This is a genomic window from Streptomyces boetiae (assembly GCF_031845405.1).
Taxonomy (GTDB): domain Bacteria; phylum Actinomycetota; class Actinomycetes; order Streptomycetales; family Streptomycetaceae; genus Streptomyces; species Streptomyces boetiae.
Window position 1 is genome coordinate 59,557 of the sequence record NZ_JAVREN010000017.1, and the last position, 21,792, is coordinate 81,348.

At 69.6% G+C, this 21,792-nt stretch carries 20 protein-coding genes and 1 tRNA gene; 9 read left to right on the plus strand and 12 right to left on the minus strand.

All coding sequences use genetic code 11. The features are described from left to right. The first annotated feature begins 115 nt into the window (after nt 1-115). The 3 genes from RM780_RS13810 to RM780_RS13820 all read left to right on the plus strand — a co-directional run bounded on the left by RM780_RS13810 (nt 116) and on the right by RM780_RS13820 (nt 3,385). The gene (locus RM780_RS13810; protein ID WP_311630983.1) at nt 116-685 is read left to right on the plus strand and encodes a TetR/AcrR family transcriptional regulator; all 570 of its coding nucleotides are present in this window, start codon (nt 116-118) and stop codon (nt 683-685) included. A gap of 111 nt (nt 686-796) precedes the next feature. Then, entirely contained in the window at nt 797-2,260 is a 1,464-nt protein-coding gene (locus RM780_RS13815) for a DHA2 family efflux MFS transporter permease subunit (protein WP_311630984.1), read from the plus strand. Between the two features lie 69 nt (nt 2,261-2,329). Beyond that, nucleotides 2,330-3,385, plus strand: coding sequence for a UDP-N-acetylmuramate dehydrogenase (locus RM780_RS13820; RefSeq protein WP_311630985.1), 1,056 nt, complete (start codon nt 2,330-2,332; stop codon nt 3,383-3,385). Nucleotides 3,386-3,418: 33 nt separating this feature from the next. On the opposite strand, the gene RM780_RS13825 is transcribed toward RM780_RS13820, so the two are convergent. From RM780_RS13825 to RM780_RS13835, 3 genes are all read right to left on the minus strand, one after another. Beyond that, nucleotides 3,419-3,610 carry a hypothetical protein gene (locus RM780_RS13825; protein WP_311630986.1) on the minus strand — a complete coding sequence of 64 codons (192 nt, stop codon included), beginning with the start codon at nt 3,608-3,610 and terminating at the stop codon, nt 3,419-3,421. Between the two features lie 104 nt (nt 3,611-3,714). Beyond that, nucleotides 3,715-4,755, minus strand: a complete 1,041-nt coding sequence (locus RM780_RS13830; RefSeq protein WP_311630987.1) for an adenosine deaminase — start codon at nt 4,753-4,755, stop codon at nt 3,715-3,717. A gap of 108 nt (nt 4,756-4,863) precedes the next feature. Further along, on the minus strand, nt 4,864-6,096 hold the full coding sequence (locus tag RM780_RS13835; RefSeq protein WP_311630988.1) for a pyridoxal phosphate-dependent aminotransferase: 1,233 nt from the start codon (nt 6,094-6,096) through the stop codon (nt 4,864-4,866). A 154-nt stretch (nt 6,097-6,250) separates the two neighbouring features. On the opposite strand from RM780_RS13835, the gene RM780_RS13840 reads away from it, so the two are divergent. From RM780_RS13840 to nusG, 3 genes are all read left to right on the plus strand, one after another. Continuing rightward, nucleotides 6,251-6,323 (plus strand) — tRNA-Trp (locus tag RM780_RS13840). 75 nt (nt 6,324-6,398) lie between these two features. After that, nucleotides 6,399-6,683 carry a preprotein translocase subunit SecE gene (gene secE / locus RM780_RS13845; protein WP_311630989.1) on the plus strand — a complete coding sequence of 95 codons (285 nt, stop codon included), beginning with the start codon at nt 6,399-6,401 and terminating at the stop codon, nt 6,681-6,683. Between the two features lie 59 nt (nt 6,684-6,742). After that, nucleotides 6,743-7,558 carry a transcription termination/antitermination protein NusG gene (gene nusG, locus RM780_RS13850; protein WP_394812959.1) on the plus strand — a complete coding sequence of 272 codons (816 nt, stop codon included), beginning with the start codon at nt 6,743-6,745 and terminating at the stop codon, nt 7,556-7,558. A gap of 87 nt (nt 7,559-7,645) precedes the next feature. On the opposite strand, the gene RM780_RS13855 is transcribed toward nusG, so the two are convergent. The 4 genes from RM780_RS13855 to RM780_RS13870 form a co-directional block, all read right to left on the minus strand. Continuing rightward, nucleotides 7,646-8,884 (minus strand): tyrosine-type recombinase/integrase, encoded by a 1,239-nt coding sequence (locus tag RM780_RS13855; RefSeq protein ID WP_311630991.1) that lies wholly within the window; start codon nt 8,882-8,884, stop codon nt 7,646-7,648. 189 nt (nt 8,885-9,073) lie between these two features. Beyond that, nucleotides 9,074-9,265, minus strand: a complete 192-nt coding sequence (locus RM780_RS13860; protein ID WP_311631024.1) for a helix-turn-helix domain-containing protein — start codon at nt 9,263-9,265, stop codon at nt 9,074-9,076. A gap of 254 nt (nt 9,266-9,519) precedes the next feature. Next, complete coding sequence (locus tag RM780_RS13865) at nt 9,520-9,984, minus strand: HNH endonuclease (protein WP_311631025.1); 465 nt, start codon at nt 9,982-9,984, stop codon at nt 9,520-9,522. Next, entirely contained in the window at nt 9,984-10,673 is a 690-nt protein-coding gene (locus tag RM780_RS13870) for a hypothetical protein (RefSeq protein ID WP_311630992.1), read from the minus strand. The genes RM780_RS13865 and RM780_RS13870 overlap by 1 nt, the downstream gene beginning before the upstream one ends. 324 nt (nt 10,674-10,997) lie before the next feature. Here RM780_RS13870 and RM780_RS13875 point away from each other — a divergent pair, with 324 nt between their 5' ends. Then, on the plus strand, nt 10,998-11,735 hold the full coding sequence (locus RM780_RS13875; RefSeq protein ID WP_311630993.1) for a GntR family transcriptional regulator: 738 nt from the start codon (nt 10,998-11,000) through the stop codon (nt 11,733-11,735). Between the two features lie 1,205 nt (nt 11,736-12,940). Here the strand turns inward: RM780_RS13875 and RM780_RS13880 are convergent. Then, complete coding sequence (locus RM780_RS13880) at nt 12,941-14,188, minus strand: tyrosine-type recombinase/integrase (protein WP_311630994.1); 1,248 nt, start codon at nt 14,186-14,188, stop codon at nt 12,941-12,943. A gap of 239 nt (nt 14,189-14,427) precedes the next feature. On the opposite strand from RM780_RS13880, the gene RM780_RS13885 reads away from it, so the two are divergent. Further along, complete coding sequence (locus tag RM780_RS13885; RefSeq protein WP_311630995.1) at nt 14,428-15,201, plus strand: hypothetical protein; 774 nt, start codon at nt 14,428-14,430, stop codon at nt 15,199-15,201. Between the two features lie 74 nt (nt 15,202-15,275). Continuing rightward, a complete protein-coding gene (locus RM780_RS13890; protein WP_311630996.1) occupies nt 15,276-16,745 on the plus strand; it encodes a terminase large subunit domain-containing protein in 1,470 nt (489 codons plus the stop codon). A 126-nt stretch (nt 16,746-16,871) separates the two neighbouring features. Here RM780_RS13890 and RM780_RS13895 read toward each other — a convergent pair whose 3' ends face one another. The 4 genes from RM780_RS13895 to RM780_RS13910 form a co-directional block, all read right to left on the minus strand. Further along, nucleotides 16,872-18,281 carry a hypothetical protein gene (locus RM780_RS13895; protein ID WP_311630997.1) on the minus strand — a complete coding sequence of 470 codons (1,410 nt, stop codon included), beginning with the start codon at nt 18,279-18,281 and terminating at the stop codon, nt 16,872-16,874. A gap of 1 nt (nt 18,282) precedes the next feature. Further along, nucleotides 18,283-20,217 carry an ATP-binding protein gene (locus RM780_RS13900; RefSeq protein WP_311630998.1) on the minus strand — a complete coding sequence of 645 codons (1,935 nt, stop codon included), beginning with the start codon at nt 20,215-20,217 and terminating at the stop codon, nt 18,283-18,285. A gap of 26 nt (nt 20,218-20,243) precedes the next feature. Further along, a complete protein-coding gene (locus RM780_RS13905) occupies nt 20,244-21,467 on the minus strand; it encodes a DNA methyltransferase (protein ID WP_311630999.1) in 1,224 nt (407 codons plus the stop codon). 142 nt (nt 21,468-21,609) lie between these two features. Beyond that, entirely contained in the window at nt 21,610-21,786 is a 177-nt protein-coding gene (locus RM780_RS13910; RefSeq protein WP_311631000.1) for a hypothetical protein, read from the minus strand. Between the last annotated feature and the right edge of the window lie 6 nt (nt 21,787-21,792).

Here is a 21,792-nt window from a genome sequence, read left to right on the forward strand (position 1 = left end):
CCCGGGCCGCCGCGCCCGCGCGGGCCGGGGGCAGCGTGCCTCGGCGGAGCCCCTCGCACAGCCCGCGCGGAGCAGCCCCTTGCGTAGTTAGTGATTGAGCACTAACTTCCTCCCCATGGCCCGAGACAGCCCCCGCATGAGCGCCGACGAGCGGCGCGTCAGCGTCGTCCGCGCGGCGATCACCGAGTTCGCCCGCGGCGGCTACGCCGGCACCTCCACCGCCGCCATCGCCCGCCGCGCGGGTGTCTCGCAGCCGTACCTCTTCCGCCTCTTCCCCGATAAGCGGGAGATCTTCCTGGCCGCCGCCGAGCGCTGCACGCTCGACATCCGGCAGGTCTTCGAGGAGGCCGGCCGCGGCCTGCCGCCCGAGGAGGCCCGCGAGGCGATGGGCGACGCGTACCAGGCGCTGGTGGTGGACCGCGAGCGGGTCCTGTTCCAGCTCCAGATGCACGTCGCCGGGCACGCGGCCGACGAGGCGGGGGACCGGCCGTTCGCCGACCGGCTGCGCGCCGCGTTCACCGACCTGTGGGACGCCTCCCGGCTGCTCCTGGGGGCCGACGACGCCGAGACCTGGGACTTCTTCGCCCACGGCATGCTGATCAACGTCCTGCTGGCCCAGGGCTTCCCGCCCGACCACCGGGTGTGGGTGGCCTGCCCGCCCCGCATCGACCCCGGCGCCTCCTGAGGGGCGGCGCCCCGCGCGCCGTCCCCGTGACGGCGCACCCGTCTGCCCGCAAAAGTTATTGACCGATCACTAATCCGAGGCTGCCCGCCCCCCAGAAAGGCACGCACCGCCATGGAAACCGGAACCGCCCCCGCCCCGCCCCGCCGCGGGCTCGTCGCCTGGACCCTGGTCCTCACCAGCGCCGCCACCTTCATGGCCGCCCTGGACAACCTCGTCGTCACCACCGCCCTCCCCGTCATCCGCGAGGACCTCGGCGGCGGCCTCGCCGAGCTGGAGTGGATCGTCAACGGCTACACCCTCCCCTTCGCCTGCCTGCTGCTGCTCGGCGCCGCGCTCGGGGACCGCCTCGGCCGCCGCCGCGTCTTCGGCCTGGGCGTCCTGCTGTTCACCGCCGCCTCGGCCGCCGCCGCCCTGGCCGGCTCCACCGGCGCGCTGATCGCCGCGCGCGCCGCCCAGGGCGCCGGGGCCGCTCTGCTGGTGCCCCTCAGCCTCACCCTCATCGCCGCCGTCGTCCCGCCCGAGCGGCGCGGCGCGGCGTTCGGCGTCTGGGGCGCGGTCCAGGGCATGGCCGTCGCCTCCGGGCCGCTGATCGGCGGCGCCCTGACCGAACACATCTCCTGGCAGTGGATCTTCTGGCTGAACGTCCCCCTGGGCGTGGCCCTCTACCCGCTGGTCCGGCTCCGGCTGGCCGAGAGCCGCGGGGCGGGCGCCCGGCTCGACCTGCCCGGCACGCTGCTGGCCAGCGCCGGCCTGTTCGGCGTCGTGCTCTCCATCGTCCGCGGCCACGAGCACGGCTGGACCTCGGGCCCCGTCCTGGCCGGCTTCCTGCTCGGCGGCGCGGCCCTGGGCGCCTTCGTGGCCTGGGAGCTGCGCGCGCCCGCGCCGATGCTGCCGATGCGCTTCTTCCGCTCCCGGGCGTTCACCGCCGTCAACCTCTCCAGCCTGCTGATGTACGCGGGCATGTTCGGCTCGATCTTCCTGCTGACGCAGTTCCTCCAGCTCATCCAGGGCTACTCGCCCACCGAGGCCGGGCTGCGGATGCTGCCGTGGACCGCGATGCCGATGCTCGTCGCCCCGGTCGCCGGGATTCTGACCGACCGGATCGGCGGGCGGCCGGTCGTCGCCTGGGGCCTGGGGCTGATGGCCGTGGGCGTGGGCTGGCTCGCGGTGCTGGCCGACCCGGCGGTGAGCTACGTCAGCCAGGTCCCGGCGTTCGTCCTGTGCGGCGTGGGCATGGCCCTGTTCTTCGCGCCCACCGGGGCGATGGCCATGGGCGCGGTCCCGGCCGAGCAGCAGGGCATCGCCTCCGGGGTGAACAACGCCCTGCGCGAGGTCGGCGGCGCCCTGGGCGTCGCGGTCCTGGCCTCCGTCTTCGCCTCGCGCGGCGGCTACGCCACGCCCCGGGCGTTCACCGACGGGCTGGTGCCCGCGCTGTGGGTCGGCGTCGCCGCCCTGGTCGCGGCCACCGCCGCCATCCTCCTCACCCCCCGCGCCCGCCGCGCCCCGCGGCCCCCGGCCGCCGGGCAGGACGCGGACCGGCCCGCGCGCGAGCCGGTCCCGGCGGGGCGCGTCTGACCTCACCCCCAGGGGGTCGCGCTCCCCGGCTCCCGGGACCCGGGGCCGGGGAGCGCCTATCCTGGCCGGGTGCAGGAGACCCGCAACGCCCCGCTCGGACCGCTGACCACGCTGCGGCTGGGAGGCCCCGCGGACCGGCTGCTGACCGCCCACTCCGACGAGGAGGTCGTCGCGGCCGTCGCGGAGGCGGACGCGGCCGGCGAGCCGCTGCTCCTGGTCGGCGGCGGGAGCAACCTGGTGATCGCCGACGAGGGCTTCCGCGGCACCGCCCTGCGGATCGCCACCACCGGCGCCGACCTGGACGGCACCCGTCTGGAGCTGGCCGCGGGGGAGAACTGGGGGGCCGCCGTCGCCCGCACGGTCGAGGCCGGGCTCGCCGGTCTTGAGTGCCTGGCCGGGATCCCCGGCTCGGCCGGGGCCACCCCGATCCAGAACGTCGGCGCCTACGGCCAGGAGGTCTCCTCCGTCCTCACCGAGGTCGTCGCCTACGACCGCGCCGAGCGGGCCGTGCGGACCCTGCGCAACGAGGACTGCGGCTTCGCCTACCGGCACAGCCGGTTCAAGGCCGAGCCCGAGCGCTTCGTCGTGCTGCGCGTCCGCTTCGCGCTGGAGGACGCCGGCGGCCTGTCCGCGCCGCTGCGCTACGCCGAGGCCGCCCGCCTGCTGGGCGTCGAGCCGGGCGCGCGGGTGCCCGCCGCCGACGCCAGGGACGCCGTGCTGAAGCTGCGCACCGGCAAGGGCATGGTCCTCGACCCCGAGGACCACGACACCTGGTCGGCCGGGTCCTTCTTCACCAACCCCGTGCTCACCGAAGCCGAGTTCGCCGCCTTCGCCGAGCGTGCCGCCCGCCGCCTCGGGCCCGGCGCGGCCCCGCCCGCCTACCCCGCGGGCGAGGGCCGCGCCAAGACCTCCGCGGCCTGGCTGATCGAGCGGGCCGGCTTCCCCAAGGGCCACGGCGCCGGGCCCGCCCGCATCTCCGGCAAGCACACCCTGGCCCTGACCAACCGCGGCGGCGCCCGCACCGCCGACCTGCTGGCCCTGGCGCGCGAGGTGCGCGACGGCGTGCGCGAGGCGTTCGGCGTGACGCTGGTCAACGAGCCCGTGTTCGTGGGCGTTTCCCTCTAGGGGGCGCGACACGCTCCCGGAGGTCGTCGTCACTCAGCCGGGGAGCACCGTGGCGCAGGCCGGTCCCTGGACGCCGAGGTCGGGCGGGCCGAAGAGCGCGGGGTACCGCATCTGCGCCGTCCGGGCCGCGCCCGGCCCCTGCGGGCCGCCGCAGCGGACGCTCACCTGCCCGGGGCTCGGCTGCGGTCCCTCGTCCGGGTCGCCCGTCCGGCCAGGATCCGTCACCGGGCGTGCGGCTGATTTGTCAGAGAGACACGAATCGCCCGCCCCGCCCGCACGCGGGGACGCGCCCGCGTGCCGATGGGCGCGGGGCCGCGGACACGCGCCGGCTAGAGCGCCAGCCACTCGTCGATCTCCACCAGGATCTTCTCCCGCACGTCCACCGGCGCCGCCGAGGCCCGCACCGACTGCCGCGCCAGCTCGGCCAGTTCGGCGTCCGTGAAGCCGTGGTGCTCGCGCGCGATCGCGTACTGGTCCGCCAGCCGCGAGCCGAACAGCAGCGGGTCGTCCGCCCCCAGCGCCACCGGAACGCCCGCGTCCCACAGCGTCCGCAGCGGAACGTCCCCCGGCGTCTCGTACACGCCCAGCGCGACGTTCGAGGCCGGGCACACCTCGCAGGCCACCCGCGCCTCCGCCAGCCGCTCCAGCAGTCGCGGGTCCTCCGCCGCGCGCACCCCGTGCCCGATCCGCGCCGCGCGCAGGTCGTCCAGGCAGTCCCGCACGCTGGCCGGGCCCGCCAGCTCCCCGCCGTGCGGCGCCGCCAGCAGCCCGCCCTCCCGCGCGATGGCGAACGCCCGGTCGAAGTCCCGCGCGAAGCCCCGGCGTTCGTCGTTCGACAGGCCGAAGCCGACGATCCCGCGGTCCCGGTGGCGCACCGCGAGCCGGGCCAGGGTCCTGGCGTCCAGCGGGTGCTTCATGCGGTTCGCCGCCACCAGCACGCGCATCCCCAGGCCCGTCTCCCGCGAGGTGGCCTCCACCGCGTCGAGGATGATCTCCAGCGCCGCGGTCAGGCCCCCGAGCCGGGGCGCGTACGAGGTGGGGTCGACCTGGATCTCCAGCCACCGGGAGCCGTCCCGCACGTCCTCCTCGGCCGCCTCGCGCACCAGCCGCCGGATGTCCTCCGGCTCCCGCAGGCAGGAGCGGGCGATGTCGTACAGCCGCTGGAAGCGGAACCAGCCCCGCTCGTCCGTGGCCCGCAGCCGGGGCGGCTTCCCTCCGCGCAGCGCCTCGGGCAGGTGCACGCCGTACTTGTCGGCCAGCTCCAGCAGCGTGCCCGGCCGCATCGAGCCGGTGAAGTGCAGGTGCAGGTGGGCCTTCGGCAGCGAGCGGATGTCCCGCGGGGGTGGTGCGGGGGGTGCAGGTCGGTCCATTGCCCGATCTTGCCGCACGCCCCCGGAGTGCGCCAAAGCGAATGCCCCGGGAGGGCGCCCGCCCGAACACCCGCCGCACCGGGGCGGCCCCGGCGCGGCGGGCGCGCGTCAGTCGCGGGCCTCGGCCAGCAGCTTCTGCAGCCGGGAAACGCCCTCGATCAGGTCGTCGTCGCCCAGCGCGTAGGACAGCCGCAGGTAGCCCGGCGTTCCGAAGGCCTCGCCGGGAACGACCGCCACCTCGGCCTCCTCCAGCAGCACCCCGGCCAGCTCCAGGCTGTCGGCCGGGCGCCGGCCGCGGATCTCCTTGCCGATCAGCCCCTTCACCGAGGGGTAGGCGTAGAACGCGCCCTCGGGCTCGGGGCAGGTGACGCCCTCGATCTCGTTCAGCATGCGCACGATCGTGCGGCGCCTGCGGTCGAACGCCTCCCGCATCTCGGCCACGGCGGCCAGGTCGCCGGAGACCGCGGCCAGGGCGGCGGCCTGCGCGACGTTGCTGACGTTGGAGGTCGCGTGCGACTGGAGGTTGGTGGCCGCCTTGACGATGTCCTTGGGGCCGATCATCCAGCCCACGCGCCAACCCGTCATCGCGTAAGTCTTGGCCACGCCGTTGACGACCACGCAGCGGTCGGCCAGCTCGGGCACGACCACCGGCAGCGAGGAGAAGGTGGCCCCGCCGTACACCAGGTGCTCGTAGATCTCGTCGGTCAGCACCCACAGGCCGTGCTCGGCGGCCCAGCGGCCGATCGCCTCGGTCTGCTCCCGGTCGTAGACCGCGCCCGTCGGGTTGGACGGCGAGACGAACAGCAGCACCTTCGTGCGCTCGGTGCGCGCGGCCTCCAGCTGCTCGACGGAGACCCGGTAGCCCGTGGTCTCGTCGGCGACCACCTCGACGGGGACGCCGCCGGCCAGGCGGATCGACTCCGGGTAGGTCGTCCAGTAAGGGGCCGGGACGATCACCTCGTCACCCGGGTCGAGCAGCGCGGCGAACGCCTCGTAGATCGCCTGCTTGCCGCCGTTGGTCACCAGCACCTGGCTCGCCTCGACCTGGTAGCCGGAGTCGCGCAGGGTCTTGGCGACCAGCGCCTCCTTCAGCTCCGGCAGGCCGCCGGGCGGGGTGTACCGGTGGTACTTCGGGGTGCGGCAGGCCGCCACAGCGGCCTCGACGATGTACTCGGGGGTGGGGAAGTCCGGCTCCCCGGCGCCGAAGCCGATCACCGGGCGCCCGGCGGCCTTCAGGGCCTTCGCCTTCGCGTCGACGGCGAGGGTGGCGGACTCGGAGATCGCGCCGATCCGGGCCGAGACCCGGCGCGCTGCGGGGGTGGAGGAGGATGCGAGGCTCATGCAGGCATGCTCCCAGACGGCCGCGGGCGGCGGCACGGGGTATCCCGGTATCCCCCTCGGCCGCCCCAGGAACCGTTCGACGCCCGCCGATTCACCACGTACACTCCTCACCGGTGGTGCTCGATGCGGTACGTTGTCGGACACCACGCGGCAAAGGGTCGTAGCTCAATTGGTAGAGCACTGGTCTCCAAAACCAGCGGTTGGGGGTTCAAGTCCCTCCGGCCCTGCTACACGCATCGAAACGCATAGCCGTCCGGGTGGCCGGGCGGCCTATGACCATGACCGGGATCAGGTGAGGACGAGTGGCTGGGATCACGGACTCCGTGGAGACGCCAGAGCCCCGCGAGCCCCGGGGTGAGGGCAGGACCACCGGACGCCGCGGCCGGCGCGCCAGGAAGGGGCCGCTGGCCCGCCTCGCGCGCTTCTACCGCCAGGTGATCGCGGAGCTGCGCAAGGTCGTCTGGCCGTCCCGCCGCCAGCTGAGCACCTATACCAGCGCGGTGATCGCCTTCGTGATCGTCGTCATCTGCATCCTGACCATGCTTGACTGGGGGTTCAGCCGGGCCGTCGAGTACGTCTTCGGCTGATCCGCGCCCCCTGCCGACCGTAAAGCCAGGAAGAAGCAGCTACCGTGCCTGACGAACCGATCCCGAACGACGCCGCGCCCGCAGAGGTCGAGGCCGAGGAGACCGCACCCGAGGCCGCGGCGGAGTCGGCACCCGAGCCGGAGCTGGCGGGCGAGGCCGAGGAGGCTGCCGCCGAGGACGAGGCTGCCGAGGCGGGGGAGCCGGAGGCCGGCGAGGCGGAGGCCGCGGACGCGGAGCAGGAGCCCGAGGCCGAGCCGGAGCCCGTGGACCCCGTCGCGCAGCTCCGCGAGGAGCTGCGCGTCCTGCCCGGCGAGTGGTACGTCGTGCACACCTACGCCGGGTACGAGAACCGCGTCAAGACCAACCTGGAGCAGCGGGCCGTCTCGCTGAACGTCGAGGACTACATCTTCCAGGTCGAGGTCCCCCAGGAAGAGGTCGTCCAGATCAAGAACGGCGACCGCCGCACCATCAAGCAGAACAAGCTCCCCAGCTACGTCCTGGTGCGCATGGACCTCACCAACGAGTCCTGGGGCGTGGTCCGCAACACCCCCGGCGTCACCGGCTTCGTGGGCAACGCCTACGACCCCTACCCGCTGACCCTGGACGAGATCGTCAAGATGCTCGCCCCCGAGGCCGAGCAGAAGGCCGCGGCCGAGGCCACCGCCGAGGGCGCCCCCGCCGGCCGCAAGGTCGAGGTCCAGGTCCTGGACTTCGAGGTCGGCGACTCGGTCACCGTCACCGACGGCCCCTTCGCCACCCTCCAGGCGACGATCAACGAGATCAACCCCGACTCCAAGAAGGTCAAGGGCCTCGTCGAGATCTTCGGCCGCGAGACCCCGGTCGAGCTGAGCTTCGACCAGATCCAGAAGAACTAGGCCCGTCCGAGAGGCCAGGAGCCCCCTACCAGCAGCTTTCCCGCCGGTTGGGGGCTCCCGTTTTGCCCGTGGGCCGTCTGTGGGCCGTCAGCCGTCTTGCTCGCCGTGTTGGAACACGGCGTCAACGGCCTTCCGAGTCCGCTCGGCGCTGCTGGGCATCAGGTGCGCGTACACCCGCAGCGTCATCGCGGCGTCGGCGTGCCCCAGGTACTCGCTCACGGCCTTGATGCTCTCCCCGGCATCGAGCAGGACCGAGGCGTAGAAGTGCCTGAGCGCGTGCATGCCGTGCTCACGCGCCGCCTGGTGACGTTCCCCGGGCGCCCGCTCGGGGATGACGCCAGCGGCCACGAGAGCCGGTTTCCAGGCGTGCACGTTGAAGTCGTTCCGGCGGATAGCCCGGCCCTCCCTCCCCGTGAACAGGAGCCGCGCGGTGACGGGCGGCCCGTCCGGCCGCTTCCACGGCAGCGTGACGGCAACCGGCTTGTGCGCCTTCATGTGGGCCCGCAGCGCCTCACCGATCGCGGCGGGCAAGGGCACGTCGCGTTCCTTGTCGCACTTGGGCGGTGCGAACACGGGCTTGCCCCTGATGAGCTTGACTTGCCGCACCACGCGCAGCGTGTCGGTGGCGAAGTCCAGGGCGTCAACGGCCAGTCCGAAGACCTCGCCCTGCCGGAGTCCGCATCCGCCGGCCACGTCGGTCATGGGCTGGAACGCCTCGGGGAGCGCGGCCCGGACAGCGAAGACCCGCTCAGGCAGCCACGGCACCACGCGCTTGGGCTCCGCTGCGGGCGGCCGGACCGACTGAGCGTCGCACGGGTTCCGGGTCAGGTAGCCGTCATCCACGGCGGCAGACAGCACCGCGCGGACGTTCCCGTAGATGACGTGCCCGTACGATCCCGGGATTCCGGCGTCCTCTAGCTCGCGCGTCCATGCCCGCATGTGGGCGGGCTGGAACGTCCCGAGGGGGCGCGTCCCGATGTACGGGAAGGCGTGCAGCCGAAGCCGCCTCTCCACGGCGTCACGGGTCGCCATGTCGGTGGTCTGGGAGGCGAGCCACTTTTCGGCGTACTGCCGGAAGGTGGTGCGGGCGTTCTTGGGGTCGATGTAGTGGCCGCGTTCCATGTCGGCGCGGGTGTGGGCGAGCCACTGTTCGGCCTGGCGGCGTTGGCGGTCGGGGAAGCTCTTGGATTTCTCGGTGCCGTCGGGTCCGGTGTAGCGGGCGCGGTAGCGCAGGCCGGTGCCGTGGCGGCTGGTCTTGACGCGGATGGTCTTGCCTTGGGGGTCGGTGATGTCCTTGTACCAGCGGTCTTGAATGTGCCCTGCCATGGGGGGTGTGCTCCCGTGGTGCTAGCGGTTGCGGCGGGTGCCGGAACGGCCCGTGCTGGGCCGTTCTGACGGGTGCCGGCGGCGGGGGCTGCTAGGGCCTAGGCCGCAGGTGGCGGGCGGGATCAGGGGCTAGGGAGGCCGCTAGACCTAGCGGGGCGGGGTGCTAGGTCTAGCGACCGTGGTCGCCCCTCAGGCGGCGTCGGGAAGGGCGGTCTGTGCTGCGACCCAGGCGGCGACGGCGGCGGGGTCGTAGCGCAGGTGCTTGCCGATGCGGAAGCCGGGCGGGCCGGTGCGCTTGCGGCGCCAGGCGTAGACGGTTTCCACGCTCGGGAGGCTGAACATGGAGGCGAGGTCTTCGGGAGTGAGGTAGCGGTCGGGCAGCCCGCCACGGAGGGCGGCGCGAGGGTCGGCCGGTTCGGCGCGCGGGTTGTCGGGGGATGGCTTGCGTCCCGGCCCCTGCGGCTCAGGCGTCCGGTCCGTGCCCGGTTCGGTCGGCCGATTCCCAGCCGACCGGACCGGGCGTGTCTGCGCAGGTGAGCCCTCGATCGTTGCCCCCGATCCGACCGCCGACCGATCGGCCGATCGGTCGGCCGATTCCGGGCCCGGTCGGGTCGGGGGGCGGTTGGTCTTGGGCGTCATGCGGCCACCTCCCAGCGGGCCCGCCAGGCGGCGCGGTCGGCTGTGTAGCGGTGGTGGGCGAGGCGGGCCAGCAGCCGGAGCGTGTTCACGGTGCCCTGGCTCATGTTCACGGCCTCCTGAACGGCGTTCACGGGCTGCTGGCCGGTGTTCACCGTGCCCGGTGCGGTGTTCATGGCCTCCTGGCCGGTGTTCACGGCCGCCAGCAGGGCCAGTGCCAGCAGCAGGGGCAGGCGGTCGGCCTTGGCCTGGTTGCAGCCGTTGCAGGCCAGGACGAGGTGCCGGGCGGCCCACGTGGCGTAGAGCGAGTGGGGGACGACGTGATCCAGCGTCGCCTGGCGCAAGTCCGTGAACGGGATGCGGCAGTAGGCGCAGCGGGCCCCGTCCCGCGCCGCCACGGCCGCCTTGCGGGCCCGCTTCTTCGCCGCGCCGTTCCGACGTGCCCGGTGCTGGCCGGTGCCCATCACGCGGCGGCCCCTTGGGCGGCGTGGATCTCGCGCAGGACGTGGGCGTGGTGGGCCGCCTCGTGGGGGCAGGGCGGCGGGGTCGTGCCGATGGCGGCACCGCCCGCGTTGAACCAGACCATCAGTGGCACCGGACGCGCCCAGGTGTAGTTCACCGCCAGGTCGTAGCAGAACCGGCGCCGCCGCCGGTCGGGCATCGCCGCTCGGAAGGCGGCGTCCAGCTCCCGCTCCGGAGTCCTGCTGTGCCGGTTGAAGTGGCGTTCCAGCTCTCCGCCGAAGACCGCCACCTGCCGGGCGCCAAGCCGGGAGATGCCTTCGGCCAGGTGTCCGGCGATCTGCGCCTCACGCGCGGGGTCGGTGCCCACGTGGGTGGTGCCGCCACCGGCCAGGCCCGAGGCGTACAGCCCGGCCGCCACCTGGTAGGCGTCCATCGGCGCGGACAGCGCGTCCGCGTACCAGAACGCCAGGCACAACCGGTGGGCCAGGCCCCAGGCCAGCCCCGCCCGCCGGTCCCACACCGGCAGCGCCTCGAACCCCGGCAGCTCAGCCGCCAGGCCCGCCACGCCGTACTCCGCCACCGCCCCCGCCAGCGCCTCCAGCAGCGACTCGTCATCGCTCCGGAAGCCAGCCTCCATCGCGTGAGGCTGCACGAACAGCGCCACCGCCACCAGCTCCCGCGACAACTCCACACCCGCAACCGGAACGGTCGGGAACACCTCACCCACACCCCGCCGCTCCACCAGCGCCGGGACCCCGGCCAAATCCACCGGCGCCCCACCAGACACCCGATCCAACACGCCCTGAGGCATCATGGACACACCCCTTCCAGGGGACTCAGGGGCGCGGTGATCTAGCTGGCAGGCAGGCACCGCGCCTCTCCTTGTGCTGTGCGCGCAGGGCGCACCTTGGCTTGCTGCCGCCTGTTCGGGAAGCAGCAACAGCTCTAGGGTGTTCTAGAGCAGTGCTGGAAGTCAAGAGGTGCACTAGAGCACTTCAGAGCGGAGGGGAAGGCTGTGGCTGAGAACGTAGAGGCGCTACCGCCCTATCGCCGCATCGCAGCGGGGATCAAGGAGCGCATCCGGAAGGGCGAGCTCCGCCCCGGAGACAAGATTCCGTCTGTCCGAGAGATCGAACGTGCTGAGGGTGTCTCGACTGCGACTGCGACGAGAGTTGCGGCAGTGCTGAGGTCCGAGGGGTACGCCGAATCGATCCCCGGTGTGGGGACCATCGTCAAGGCGCCCCGCGCCCAGACCACCGGGCCGGATCGCCTTGCGATGCTTCGCGCCGGCGGGGACGGCTTCCGGTCTGGTGAGCGCACCGAAATCCTGGCCTCGGAACTGGTGCCTGCGCCGGAGGACATCGCTTCGGCGCTCGGAGTCGAAGAAGGGGGCGAAGTCGTCCAGCGGCAGCGGCTATACGCCGATGACCAGGGAGTCGTCACCCTGTCCACGTCATGGCTGCCGGGTCACTTCGCGGAAGCGGCCCCCGAGCTCCTGCGGACCGCACCTCTCCCGAAGATGACGTTCGGGCTAGTGGAAGAGCGCACCGGCAGGCGGGCCGTGCGTCGACGTGACATCGTCGCTATCAGGCCCATCCCCGAGGACATTGCCGAGATTCTCGGTGTCCCAGCCGGGGCTTCGGGACTGACAATGACGAACTGCTACTGGGACCAGTACGGCGACGTGACCGAATACGCGATCGACTTCCTGGGGGCTGGCAGGGAGCTTTCCGCAGAGTACGAACTGGACTGAGCGGCCTACGGCCGCGCGATCGTTGGCAGCTCGCTTCGCTCGCGCGTTGGCGGCCGGGCTGGCCGGTAGCCAGGCGTCGCCGCCGTGTGCAGAGACCACCTCCGCCCGCCGGGCGAGGTGGTCTCTGCATGACACCCGCCCGTCCCTCGGGCTGGGGTGCGCGCGGGCTGGAGAAGAAGCCACCGGCCGCGCGCGGGGGTGGTCTCTTCACTCCAGACGACCGGTCTGCGCGGTCGGTAGGGCCCGTGAATGTCTTAGGTTCGGATTTCTGTGTCCCCCTGTGGTCCTGCGTCCCCCCATGGTGGTTGACCTGCGGAGATAGGGGGGACGCAGGGGGGGACGCAGGACCACAGGGGGGAAGCAGAGGGGGGACGCAGGACCACAGAGGGGGACGCAGAGAACCGGCTCTGCGTCCCCCCTTGTTTCCGCAGGTGAGAGGGTGTTTCAGGGGACGTGGACCACAGGGGGACGCAGGATTTCTCTACTTAGGACAGAGCCCGGTTCCAAATAGATATAAAAGGGACGCCGCACTTTCTGCGCGGCCGGACGTACACAGGCGCCTCACCCCCCGGGAAGGCCGCCCCGTGGGCCGTGCCAGGCGCCGCACGGAGGGTTGACGCGCGAGCGCAGCGAGCCAAGGAACGCGCGGCCGTAGGCCGCTCCTTCAAGCTCTTCCCCGCTCACGGCGGCCCGTCGGCCGGACCCGGCCCGGCGCAATAGCACCTGCCTCCGCCCTCGCGGGCCTCCTCAGCGGCCCGAAATCCGGGACAGTCCGGACCGGCCGCTAACCGCTAAGGCGCAGGTCACCTGCCCGTCCGGCCGCTATCGGACCCGCTAACGCTAGCGACACCCACCGCTATCGCTAGCAGCTCCCCGCCCCCTGAGCCGGGCCGTCTACGGGCCGTCCGAGGCCAACCGGAGACGACCACCAACGACCACCAACGACCCATAGAAGGGCGGCGCCGACTGGCCAGCGGCAGGTTCGGGCAGGTGGCCCAAGACGTACGACAGTCCCAGAAGAACTGAGGCCGCACCACTCTGACCTGGGCGGACGTCCCCGCCCGCCCAGGTCGGCCCACATCCAACCCACAGGGATCACCCCTCCCGCGTCTCGGTCGATTCAGTGCGGCGGACCGTCCCACCCGGGGCGGGCCGCTGGCACAGCTATCTTGTCACGTACGGTGACGGCAGTGCCCAAGCAGGTCCTACAGCGCGGGCAGCGCCCGGTTCACCATCTCCCGCGCCGAGGCGACGGCGTCGGGCCGCAGATGCCCATAGGTCCGCAGCGTGAACCCGGGATCGCTGTGCCCCATGAACTCGCTCACGGACTCGATCGGCACGCGCTTCTCTAGCATGAAGCGGGCGTAGTAGTGCCGCAGCGCGTGGCACCCGTCCTCCCGGGCGGCCTGGTGCTTCTGGGCACCCCGGGGGCGGTCCGGGATGATCCCGGCCCGGGCCAGCGTTGGCTTCCACACGTTCCGGTTGAAGTTCGTCCGGTTCAGGGCTGAGGCGTCCTCGTCCACGAAGTACAGCGCCCGCTTCATCTCCGCACCGTCCGGCCTCACTAGAGGTAGCGTGACGAACGTCACCGGCCACTCCCGTTCATGCTCCGCCAGCTCCGCCGCCACCACATCCGGCAACGGCACCTCCCGCGCGGACCTCCCCTTGAGCGCCTTGAAGACCTTCACCCCGCTGGGCAGCAGCTGCACCTGGTAGCGCAGGTGCACCACGCCACGCGCCCGGTCCACATCGTCCGGACTCAGCCCGAACAGCTCTCCCTGCCGCAGTCCGCAGTACGCACCAGCGACCCCAAGCCGCCTGTACCGTGCCGGCAGCGCGGCGAGCACCGCCCGTATCCGCTCGTCCTCCCAAGGGATGATCTTCTTTGCCACGGGCTTCGGCGGGCGCACCGTCGACATGGCACACGGATTCCGCAGGATGATCCCGTCCTCCACGGCCGCCTGCAGCACCGCCCGCAGCGTCCGCAGGATGTTGCGGGCGTACCGGTCGCCGGCCGTCAGGCCGGACAGCCACGCCTGCACCAGCGAGGGGCGTTGCTCCAGCTCCTTGAGCGCCCGGGAGCCCAGCACGGGCAGGATGTGCAGCCGCAGGTGACGCGCGACGCCATCGACCGTCGCCGCATCGCCACTGCTTCGCCCCTCGAGCCAGCGCCCGGCGTGTTCCTCCAGCGTCATGCGACGCTCCTCCGGGTCCACCCAGGCGCCCCGGCTCAGCTCCGTCTCCAGCTCCGTGCGCCGCTCCTTGGCCCGCTCCTCGGTCGGAACGACCTCTTCGCGCTGGTTGCCGCTGGGGTCGTAGTAGCCGACGGACCACCGGCTGCCCATGCCGTGCTTCTTCGTCGCGACCATGCGCCGGGCCTTGCTGCGGTGCTTCCCGCACTCGCGCTCCTCGGCGCCTGGTCGCTTCTTGTGCCAGCGATCCTCAATCCACACCCTGGGTATGTGCCGCCTCCTTCGGCTCGGCGATGACGGCGGCACGGTAACGAGGGGCAGTGACATGCACGCCCGCCGGGCGATCGGCTGGACAGCCCTGCCCCGCACCCTGGAACGCCTCCGCCACGGCGCGGATAACCGGACTCGCGCCGTAGAAGAGGCCGTCGACTCCACGGAGATCCGGGCAGCTACGGCCGCATAGCCACCCCCTCAGACCGGACCCAGGAGGACCCCAGACGGTGGCCAAGATCAAGCCCTTCCCTGAGGACTACGACCTCGGCGAACGTCCCTGGCAGCGCCAGCACGGCGAGACCCAGCACCAACACGAGTGGTTCCGCCGCTACCTGGCCATGTCCATACCGCGCTCCATCCGCACCCTGGCGGAGCAGCACCAGGTGAGCGTCGACCACCTGTATGCCATCTCCGCCGCCCGCCGCTGGGCGGACCGCGCCTGGGCCTGGGAGATGGCCGAGCAGACCCAGCATGACCGAGAGGTCATGCTGCGCCAGCGACGCCGCCACGCGCAGCTCACCGAGGCGGTCACCCACCTCACGGCGCGCTGCCTGGCCCACGCCCACACGCAGGTGGACCAGTTGGCGCCGGACAAGGCCGTGGCCCGTGCGTTCGACGGCGCCCGCACCATGCACCAGATGACCATGAGCAGCGGCCCGGCCGTCACGGTGAACACCTCTGTGGCCGCCACCGCTCAGGCGGCGGCCGTGGAGCTGGAGCAGCAGGACGCGGCGCACGGGCGGGACCGGGAGCTGGAGGAGCGGCTGCTGGCCCAGGTTCAGGCCGATGCCCGGTATCAGGTGACGCGCGGGACCTACCAGCCGCAGCCCGATGCCGCCCACGGCCACGGCAACGACCCGACCGACGACGGCCGGCAGCCGGAGCCTGGGCGCCGTCCGGTCGATGTGCTGGCGTTCCTTGACGACAACGACAACGACAACGACAACGACAACGACAACGACAACGACAACGACAACGACAGCGGCGGCGTGGGCGCGTGACGACCACGACGGCGGCCACCACTTCCTCCCGGACACTCCAAGCGCTGGCGCTGTCTGACCCGTTGACGCTGGGCATGTGGGCGCAACCGCGCGCCGTGGTCTCGCGCCCGCACCTGTCCCTGATCGCCTCCGCGTTCAAGCAGGCTGCCATCGCCCCGGGCGGGCGGCTGCTGATCACCACCCCACCCCAGGTGGGCAAGAGCTTGACCGCGGCCACCTACGGCCCGGCCTGGTACCTGCTGCGCCACCCCGGGCGCCGCATCGCGATCGGTACCTACGCCGATGCCCTGGCCCATCGCCGGGGCCGGGATGTGCGGGATGTGATCGCCGAGCACGGGCACCGCTGGGGCGTCGGCATCCGGCGCGGCTCGGCCTCGGTGGCGGACTGGGAGACCACCGCCGGGGGCGGCCTGCGGTCGGTCGGCGTCGGCTCCGCGCTCACCGGCTTCCCCGCGGACTTCCTCCTCGTGGACGACCCGCACAAGGACCGGGCAGCCGCGGACTCCCGCCGCCAGCGCGAAGCGGTCTGGGACTGGTGGAGCGCGGTGGCCACCTCCCGCCTATCCCCCGGGGCACCGGCCGTACTGATCATGACCCGGTGGCACGATGACGACCTCGCCGGACGCCTGCTCGCCCGTGAGGGACGCGCGGAGGACGGCGGCCGGTGGCACGTCATCCACCTGGAAGCCATCCACACCGGCAAGCACGGCCCCGACCCGCTGGGCCGCGCCGTGGGCGACCCCCTGCCCCACCCCAAGGTGGCGGAGGGCGGTACGGCTGCGCTGCTGTCCCACTGGGAGGACAAGCGGCGAGGTTCGACCGCTCGGGACTGGGCGGGGCTGTATCAGGGCGACCCGCAGCCAGCGGAGGGCGCGCTGGTGACGGCCGCGCTCCTGGCCGAGCGCCGCGTACCGTACGGCCAGGCGCTCCCCGCCCCGGAGCGTGTTGCCGTGGCCGTGGACCCTTCCGGTGGCGGCCGGGACGAGGCGGGCATCATCGGCGGCTACCTCGGCGCGGACAGGCTCGTGTACCTCACGCACGACTGGTCCGGGGTGATGGGCTCGGACCGGTGGGCACGCACCGCGTGCCTGCTGGCCGTCGAGACGGACGCGGACCGCATCGTGGTGGAGAAGAACTTCGGCGGCGACATGTGCCGGCAGATGATCAACACAGCGTGGCAAGCACTTCATCAGGAAGGGCGTGTCCCCGCCGGCCGCTCCGCCCCGTTCGTGGCCGAGGAGACCGCCAAGCGCGGCAAGGCGCTGCGTGCCGAACCGGTCGCCCAGGCCCTCGTGGAAGGCCGCGTCTGGCTGGCCGACGACCTCCCGGAACTCGCACGGGAATGGGCCACCTGGCAGCCCACCAGCAGCGAATCCCCCGGCCGCCTCGATGCATCGGTCTACCTGGTGAAGAACCTCGCCCCGCACGTCCCGCCCTACGTCCCCAGCCAGCATCAGGGCAGAAAGCTGGCGGACATCAGCCTGAAGCGAGACGTCCCGAATACGCCCCGCCTTCCGGACCTCGGGAGGCGGTGGTGGCACTAACAGCTCCCGAAAAAAGGGTGGGCAATGACATGCCACAATGATTCAGAGGTACCGAGTCAGGGCCGAGGCTCGGTTTTAGACCCGGCTAACAGCGTTGGTCTCGGGGACGCGGGTTGATGTTGATGACTACTTGCGGATACTGGCGCGGGCAAAGCTTTCGAGGATGCGGCTGCTCGGCACCTCGGAGAGTGACACGAGCCGATTCGCCAGAGCAACGGGGATTAGGGCGTTGTCGTACATCGAGCAGCGGAGCTCCGAGACGGCCGCCAGTACGTTGGTGAGGTTGACATAGTCCGCGAAACTAGGCGTGGACTTGTGTCCGCCGAGCGTCGGAACAGTTGCCACATAGATACTCCCGTCCTTCGCTTTGAAGATCATCTTGCCACCCCAGTATGTGTTCTGCCCGTACGTGATCGTGCCGCCCGGGGCGCCCGGAACCACGTACTTGTAGATGTACTCATTCGACAATGGCAGAACGATGCCGACACCGTCATCTTCCGCCATGGCCTCTGCGAGGGCTTTGTCGAGGCTCTTCTCGATATGCGCCGCGTGCTCCACGAAGGACCCGCTCTTCTCCAGGCCCACGACATTGAGAAGCGGGAGGACCTTGCTCTGGTCTGCCGGATCACGATAGGAGGCGAGAAAGTCGGCGAGGTCTCGCAGTGGGTCAGTCAGCGTGAATACTTGACCGAACAATGCAAGCGGCCCATCTTTGATGAACAGGAATTCGCGCAGCAAGATCGGTTTCATCTCCCACAGCGCGTGGATCACGTGGACCAGCGCGAGCGTCTCCAGTGCGGAGAGCAGGTAAGAGGTGACCCTGCTGGCGCCCTGTTCGTCGTCAACGAGCTCATGGAGACGTAGGATATCGGCGAGATAGATGGGCCCACCGCAGCTCGTGCATTCGGAATGGAAGGGAGTGTCCGGGCTCAGAACAATTTCCTCGCGGGCGCATCCGTTGACGGCTCCATTCGGGCAGTGTCGAAGGGTCCGGCGGGCGTCCGGGCTATGAGTCCACCGCCGGAAGATCAGCCATCGCAGCGTGTCATAGAGGGAATTCTCGCCATCAAGGTGGCGGGCGAGGAATTCGTGGAGTGTCAAACGGATGGAGTCCTGGAGACCCAGTCCGGAGCGGGAGATGTTGCTTGTGGGAAGAGCAAGCTGATAACGCTGGATCTTCTTCAGCTTGGCCAGATCCTCTGGGGCAATGAATGTCTCCCCGTTGAGGTGCCTTAGGTCGTCGAGCTTGAAGATCAATGGCCCGAATGCGAAGAAGGTGATTGTTGCCGAGGGAAACTCGTCGCGCACGAGTACTTCACGGAAGCTGCCGTCCACCGCGACAACATGCTTGATCGACTGGTGCGCAGGCAGTGGGACGTGCGCAAGAAGCCCTTGCAGCGTCTGTGCATCGGACGGACGCGGGATGATGCACTCGGCCAGGAGAACTTTCACCTCTGGCGACGCGATGATGTTGGTGTGCGAGATCTTACTAGCTCGTTCCATGGGCTTGCGCCCACGCAGGCTGGAGTAGGCCATGCTAGACCCTCGCTACCTTGAAGGGGTCTACCTGAATCGGCACGATGAAGGTGTTCGAGTCGGTCTTGAGCCGGATGAAGCCCTTGTCGGTGGTCCGCCGGAGGCTGTCCGTGAAGTCTTCAAAGTCGTAGAATTTATCCAACTCGCGCAGTTCGTCGCGGTTGTTCAGGTGCGAGACGAACCAATTCTGAGTATTCTTCAGGATGCTCCCGGAGATTGAGCTGACCTCCTGTGTCGCATAGCACAGGCCCAACCAGAGTTTCTGGCCCTCCTTGGCGATCCGGTTGTAGATCTGGGATAGGTCCTTGTCGTCCTTTCGCGGGAAGAGGTTGTGGGCCTCCTCGAAATACATCTGGATGAAGTTGGTCTGGTCGTTCTTGATGAATCGGTCCATTGCTTCATTGAATATCCTGCGCGAGACGCGTTCGGAGTAGGTGCGCTGGATTTCTGGATTACCCTGGGATAGATCCATGATTATGATTTTGCCGACGCGCAGCAACTTGACGATCTCGTCCTCAAACGGCTGCGTAGATTTGTCTGTGTGCAGTTCCCGATGCTTCATGAGTTTACGATAGCCGGCCTCGTTGGCCCCACCGCCCGGCTTGGAACGGCGGGTGAGAAAGCGAATCAGCGTCTTCGTATCCTCGTCGGCCCAGTCCCTGCCCTTCTGCGCCTTATATGTCTCGAAGGGGCCGTTCCGGTCCTCGTAGTGCTCCCATGCCGCCTCGAACCAGGTGATGGCATCCTCGAGGGAGATACCCTTGCTGGGGTCGATGCCGGCCAGCCCCGGGATGCCACTGCCCATGATATCCTTATTGGATTTGAAATAGACATTCTTGCCTCCGTTGCCGAAACCGGCCGCCTTTAGGCAGGCTTGGTAGGCGGCGGTCTTAACGGCGTGGCGCGTCTTGGCGGAGAAGTCGTCCGGATCAGGCTCGGTCCAGTCGATCGAACAGAAGTTCCGGGTGTAGGTGGTCTTGTCCTCCTCAAGCAGACTGGCCAGCAGGCCGTGTCCCTCCACGATCGAGTGATGGAAGTTGAGTTTCATGACCTTGAAGCCAGGCTTCTCAAGGACGCTATAGCGTGTGACATCGTCCGGGTACTGCTGAAAAATGGCGGTGCCGTCGTCCTGCTGGTTGGCGTTGGCGTACTCGCCGTTGATGTCGAAGATGATCTGACCGACAGGAAGAATCGGATCATCCTTGATCTTTATACCGGACTGGGAGATCCCGACGGTCGCCTGGATGATCTTCTTAACCGAGTTGGACTTGCCCGTACGGGTCATACCGAAGAGGGCGGTTCGCTTCCCGAGGAAGTCCAAGGCCGACACGTAGACGGGGACCTCATCGCCCGTATGATGCCTCAGGCTTGAGCTGTATCGCACTCGGCCGATGCGTTCGTCACCTTTGCCGCCGGGGATGCCCTCTTCACGGAAGTTGACGACATATTCGAGGATCTTCCCGGTCGGCTTGACGATCCGATAGTTGTGCGGGGCATAGAAGTTGTCGAGATCTCCGGCGAAGCGCGTTGCGTTAGTCTCGTCTCGGTAGAAGGTTCCGATCACACGGCATTCGAGTCCTGAGAACTGGAATTCGGCCCGCGTGTACGAGTCGAGCGGGGCGCCGCTGTTGTCCCGCGGGGCTTCCTTGTAGTGGTCCACCATGGCCATGACCATGTCGTCGTCCGTGGGCAACTTGGTGGGGCGCAGAACACGCAGGAGGATGGCCTCATCGATGCCTGCTTCGCCGTTGTAGAGCGCGAGGAGGAAGGCGCCGGCCGGTACGCCCCCGACGCGCTGCTTCCACTTATCGTTGCTCATCAGGCGGAGGCGATCATAGTCGAGGTAGAAGGGGCGTCCGACGAAGGCGTCTTCCTTGCGACTTTCCGCGAACAGATCGACACTGGCGAGCTGCTTGAGTTCCTCGATCATGGTCATGATGTGGTTCCCCCTCCTGCGAGGTTCTAGCTGCGCGTTGTTAAGAAGGAAAGCTGCTGAGTCCAGGACGGCGGGACGACGTCTGGAAGATCTCGGGGTGTGGGGCTGAGGAGCAGCAGTCGGTCAACCTTGGTGGCTCGGCCGCTGTTGTGCTTCCAGATTCGGCTCACCTTGCGGTCCTGGGGGATCTCGTCGGCGATGATCCCGTGGAGGTGCCAGTTCTGGTCATGGAGTACCTCATCCCAGACCGCCTGGGCGAGGTTGAGGTCTTCCTCCCCGCGCCGAACATCCCCGATCACGAAGCATACGTAGCCGTCTTCAGCGACGACATGCTTGAGGTTTGCCGAGACTGACCTCATGAACTCCAGGTACCGGGAGAGTGAGGCTGAGGCCATGAGGCGCTTGTCGACTTCAGTTGATGTCTCGCCGAGAAACCACAGGCGTACCCAGTTGTACTGACCGTACTTGATGACCTGCAAGTACGGAGGTGAGGTGAACACCAGCTTCGGACGTTGGCGGATGAGCCACGGTGGCGGTGCCTCCGTGGCGTCGTGCGTCCAACTCTTGCCGCCTGCACGTTTGGCGGTTGGCAGGTCGAGACGTTCCAGCCGAGCCTTGAGCATGTCGAAGACATTCACTTCGGGCCGCACGAGGCCGTGTTCTCGGATGTACTTGGCCACATACCTAGGCGCCATGGCGAAGGTGTTCGGCATGCTAATAGAGAAGCCGCTGGGCCCGGTCTTATTGTGATTGCCGTGAAGCATGCCAAGAATCGTGGCGATCCAGAAGCAGTCGGTATCGTTCGTACGGTCCAGTTGATCCTTGAGCCAGACCAACTGCTTGAGAGTATGGTCGCTGTAGAGCATGGCGATGTTCTCAGGCTCGTCGTTGATCGACACGGTGTTGCGCGAGAAGCTCGCTTCGATCTCGGCGAGGCGCTTGAGCAGAGTGCGCTTGCTCGGCACCTTTGTCTTCGCACGCGAGAGGGTCACGGCCAGCGGATTGGCGTCGCTGCCATACCCGCGCCGCCCCTGAAGGACAGCCTCGAGGGGCACGGTTCCTCGGCCGGAGAACGGGTCGTAGACGGCTTCCCCAGGCTGGGTGAGCCAGTCAACGAAGAAGTGTGCCAGCTGTGGTGGGAACATGGCGAAGTAGCTGCACAGGCTGTGCAGGGGGTGTCCCCACCGCCGAGGTGCAGAGCGCCACTGCTGCGGAAGGTCCTGGATTGGAAAGCTCGCGGAAACGCCCATGCTCCTGATCATGTAGTACTGGTGCAGTCGCAGGCCAGTACGCGGGCCTGAGCGCGGTAATATTACAGGCTGTGGCCCGGTCAGTACATAGAGATCGGGAAGATCCGGTGACGGGATCAGCCGGTGCTCTTGTCCGGGCAACTCAGATCTGTGGTCGTTCGGCCGATGGCGCCTGCGCCATGTCGCTCTCCCTCTCGGCCGTGCGGGCTCGGTCGGTCAGGTCCGCGACGCGTTGCAGGAGCGGGGTGCAGGCGGGGCGGTGCCGGGCGATGGAGGGGAAGCGGCTTGCTGTGGGCCCGGTGCGGTCGATGCCCGTCATTCCCAG

Bases quoted from the DNA above. Each gene is read 5' to 3' on its own strand.
- RM780_RS13810 (WP_311630983.1), top strand. From the start codon at position 116: ATGGCCCGAGACAGCCCCCGCATGAGCGCCGACGAGCGGCGCGTCAGC.
- RM780_RS13815 (WP_311630984.1), top strand. From the start codon at position 797: ATGGAAACCGGAACCGCCCCCGCCCCGCCCCGCCGCGGGCTCGTCGCC.
- RM780_RS13830 (WP_311630987.1), bottom strand. From the start codon at position 4,755: ATGGACCGACCTGCACCCCCCGCACCACCCCCGCGGGACATCCGCTCG.
- RM780_RS13835 (WP_311630988.1), bottom strand. From the start codon at position 6,096: ATGAGCCTCGCATCCTCCTCCACCCCCGCAGCGCGCCGGGTCTCGGCC.
- RM780_RS13855 (WP_311630991.1), bottom strand. From the start codon at position 8,884: ATGGCAGGGCACATTCAAGACCGCTGGTACAAGGACATCACCGACCCC.
- RM780_RS13865 (WP_311631025.1), bottom strand. From the start codon at position 9,984: ATGGGCACCGGCCAGCACCGGGCACGTCGGAACGGCGCGGCGAAGAAG.
- RM780_RS13890 (WP_311630996.1), top strand. From the start codon at position 15,276: ATGTGGGCGCAACCGCGCGCCGTGGTCTCGCGCCCGCACCTGTCCCTG.
- RM780_RS13895 (WP_311630997.1), bottom strand. From the start codon at position 18,281: ATGGCCTACTCCAGCCTGCGTGGGCGCAAGCCCATGGAACGAGCTAGT.
- RM780_RS13900 (WP_311630998.1), bottom strand. From the start codon at position 20,217: ATGACCATGATCGAGGAACTCAAGCAGCTCGCCAGTGTCGATCTGTTC.
- RM780_RS13905 (WP_311630999.1), bottom strand. From the start codon at position 21,467: ATGGGCGTTTCCGCGAGCTTTCCAATCCAGGACCTTCCGCAGCAGTGG.
- RM780_RS13910 (WP_311631000.1), bottom strand. From the start codon at position 21,786: ATGACGGGCATCGACCGCACCGGGCCCACAGCAAGCCGCTTCCCCTCC.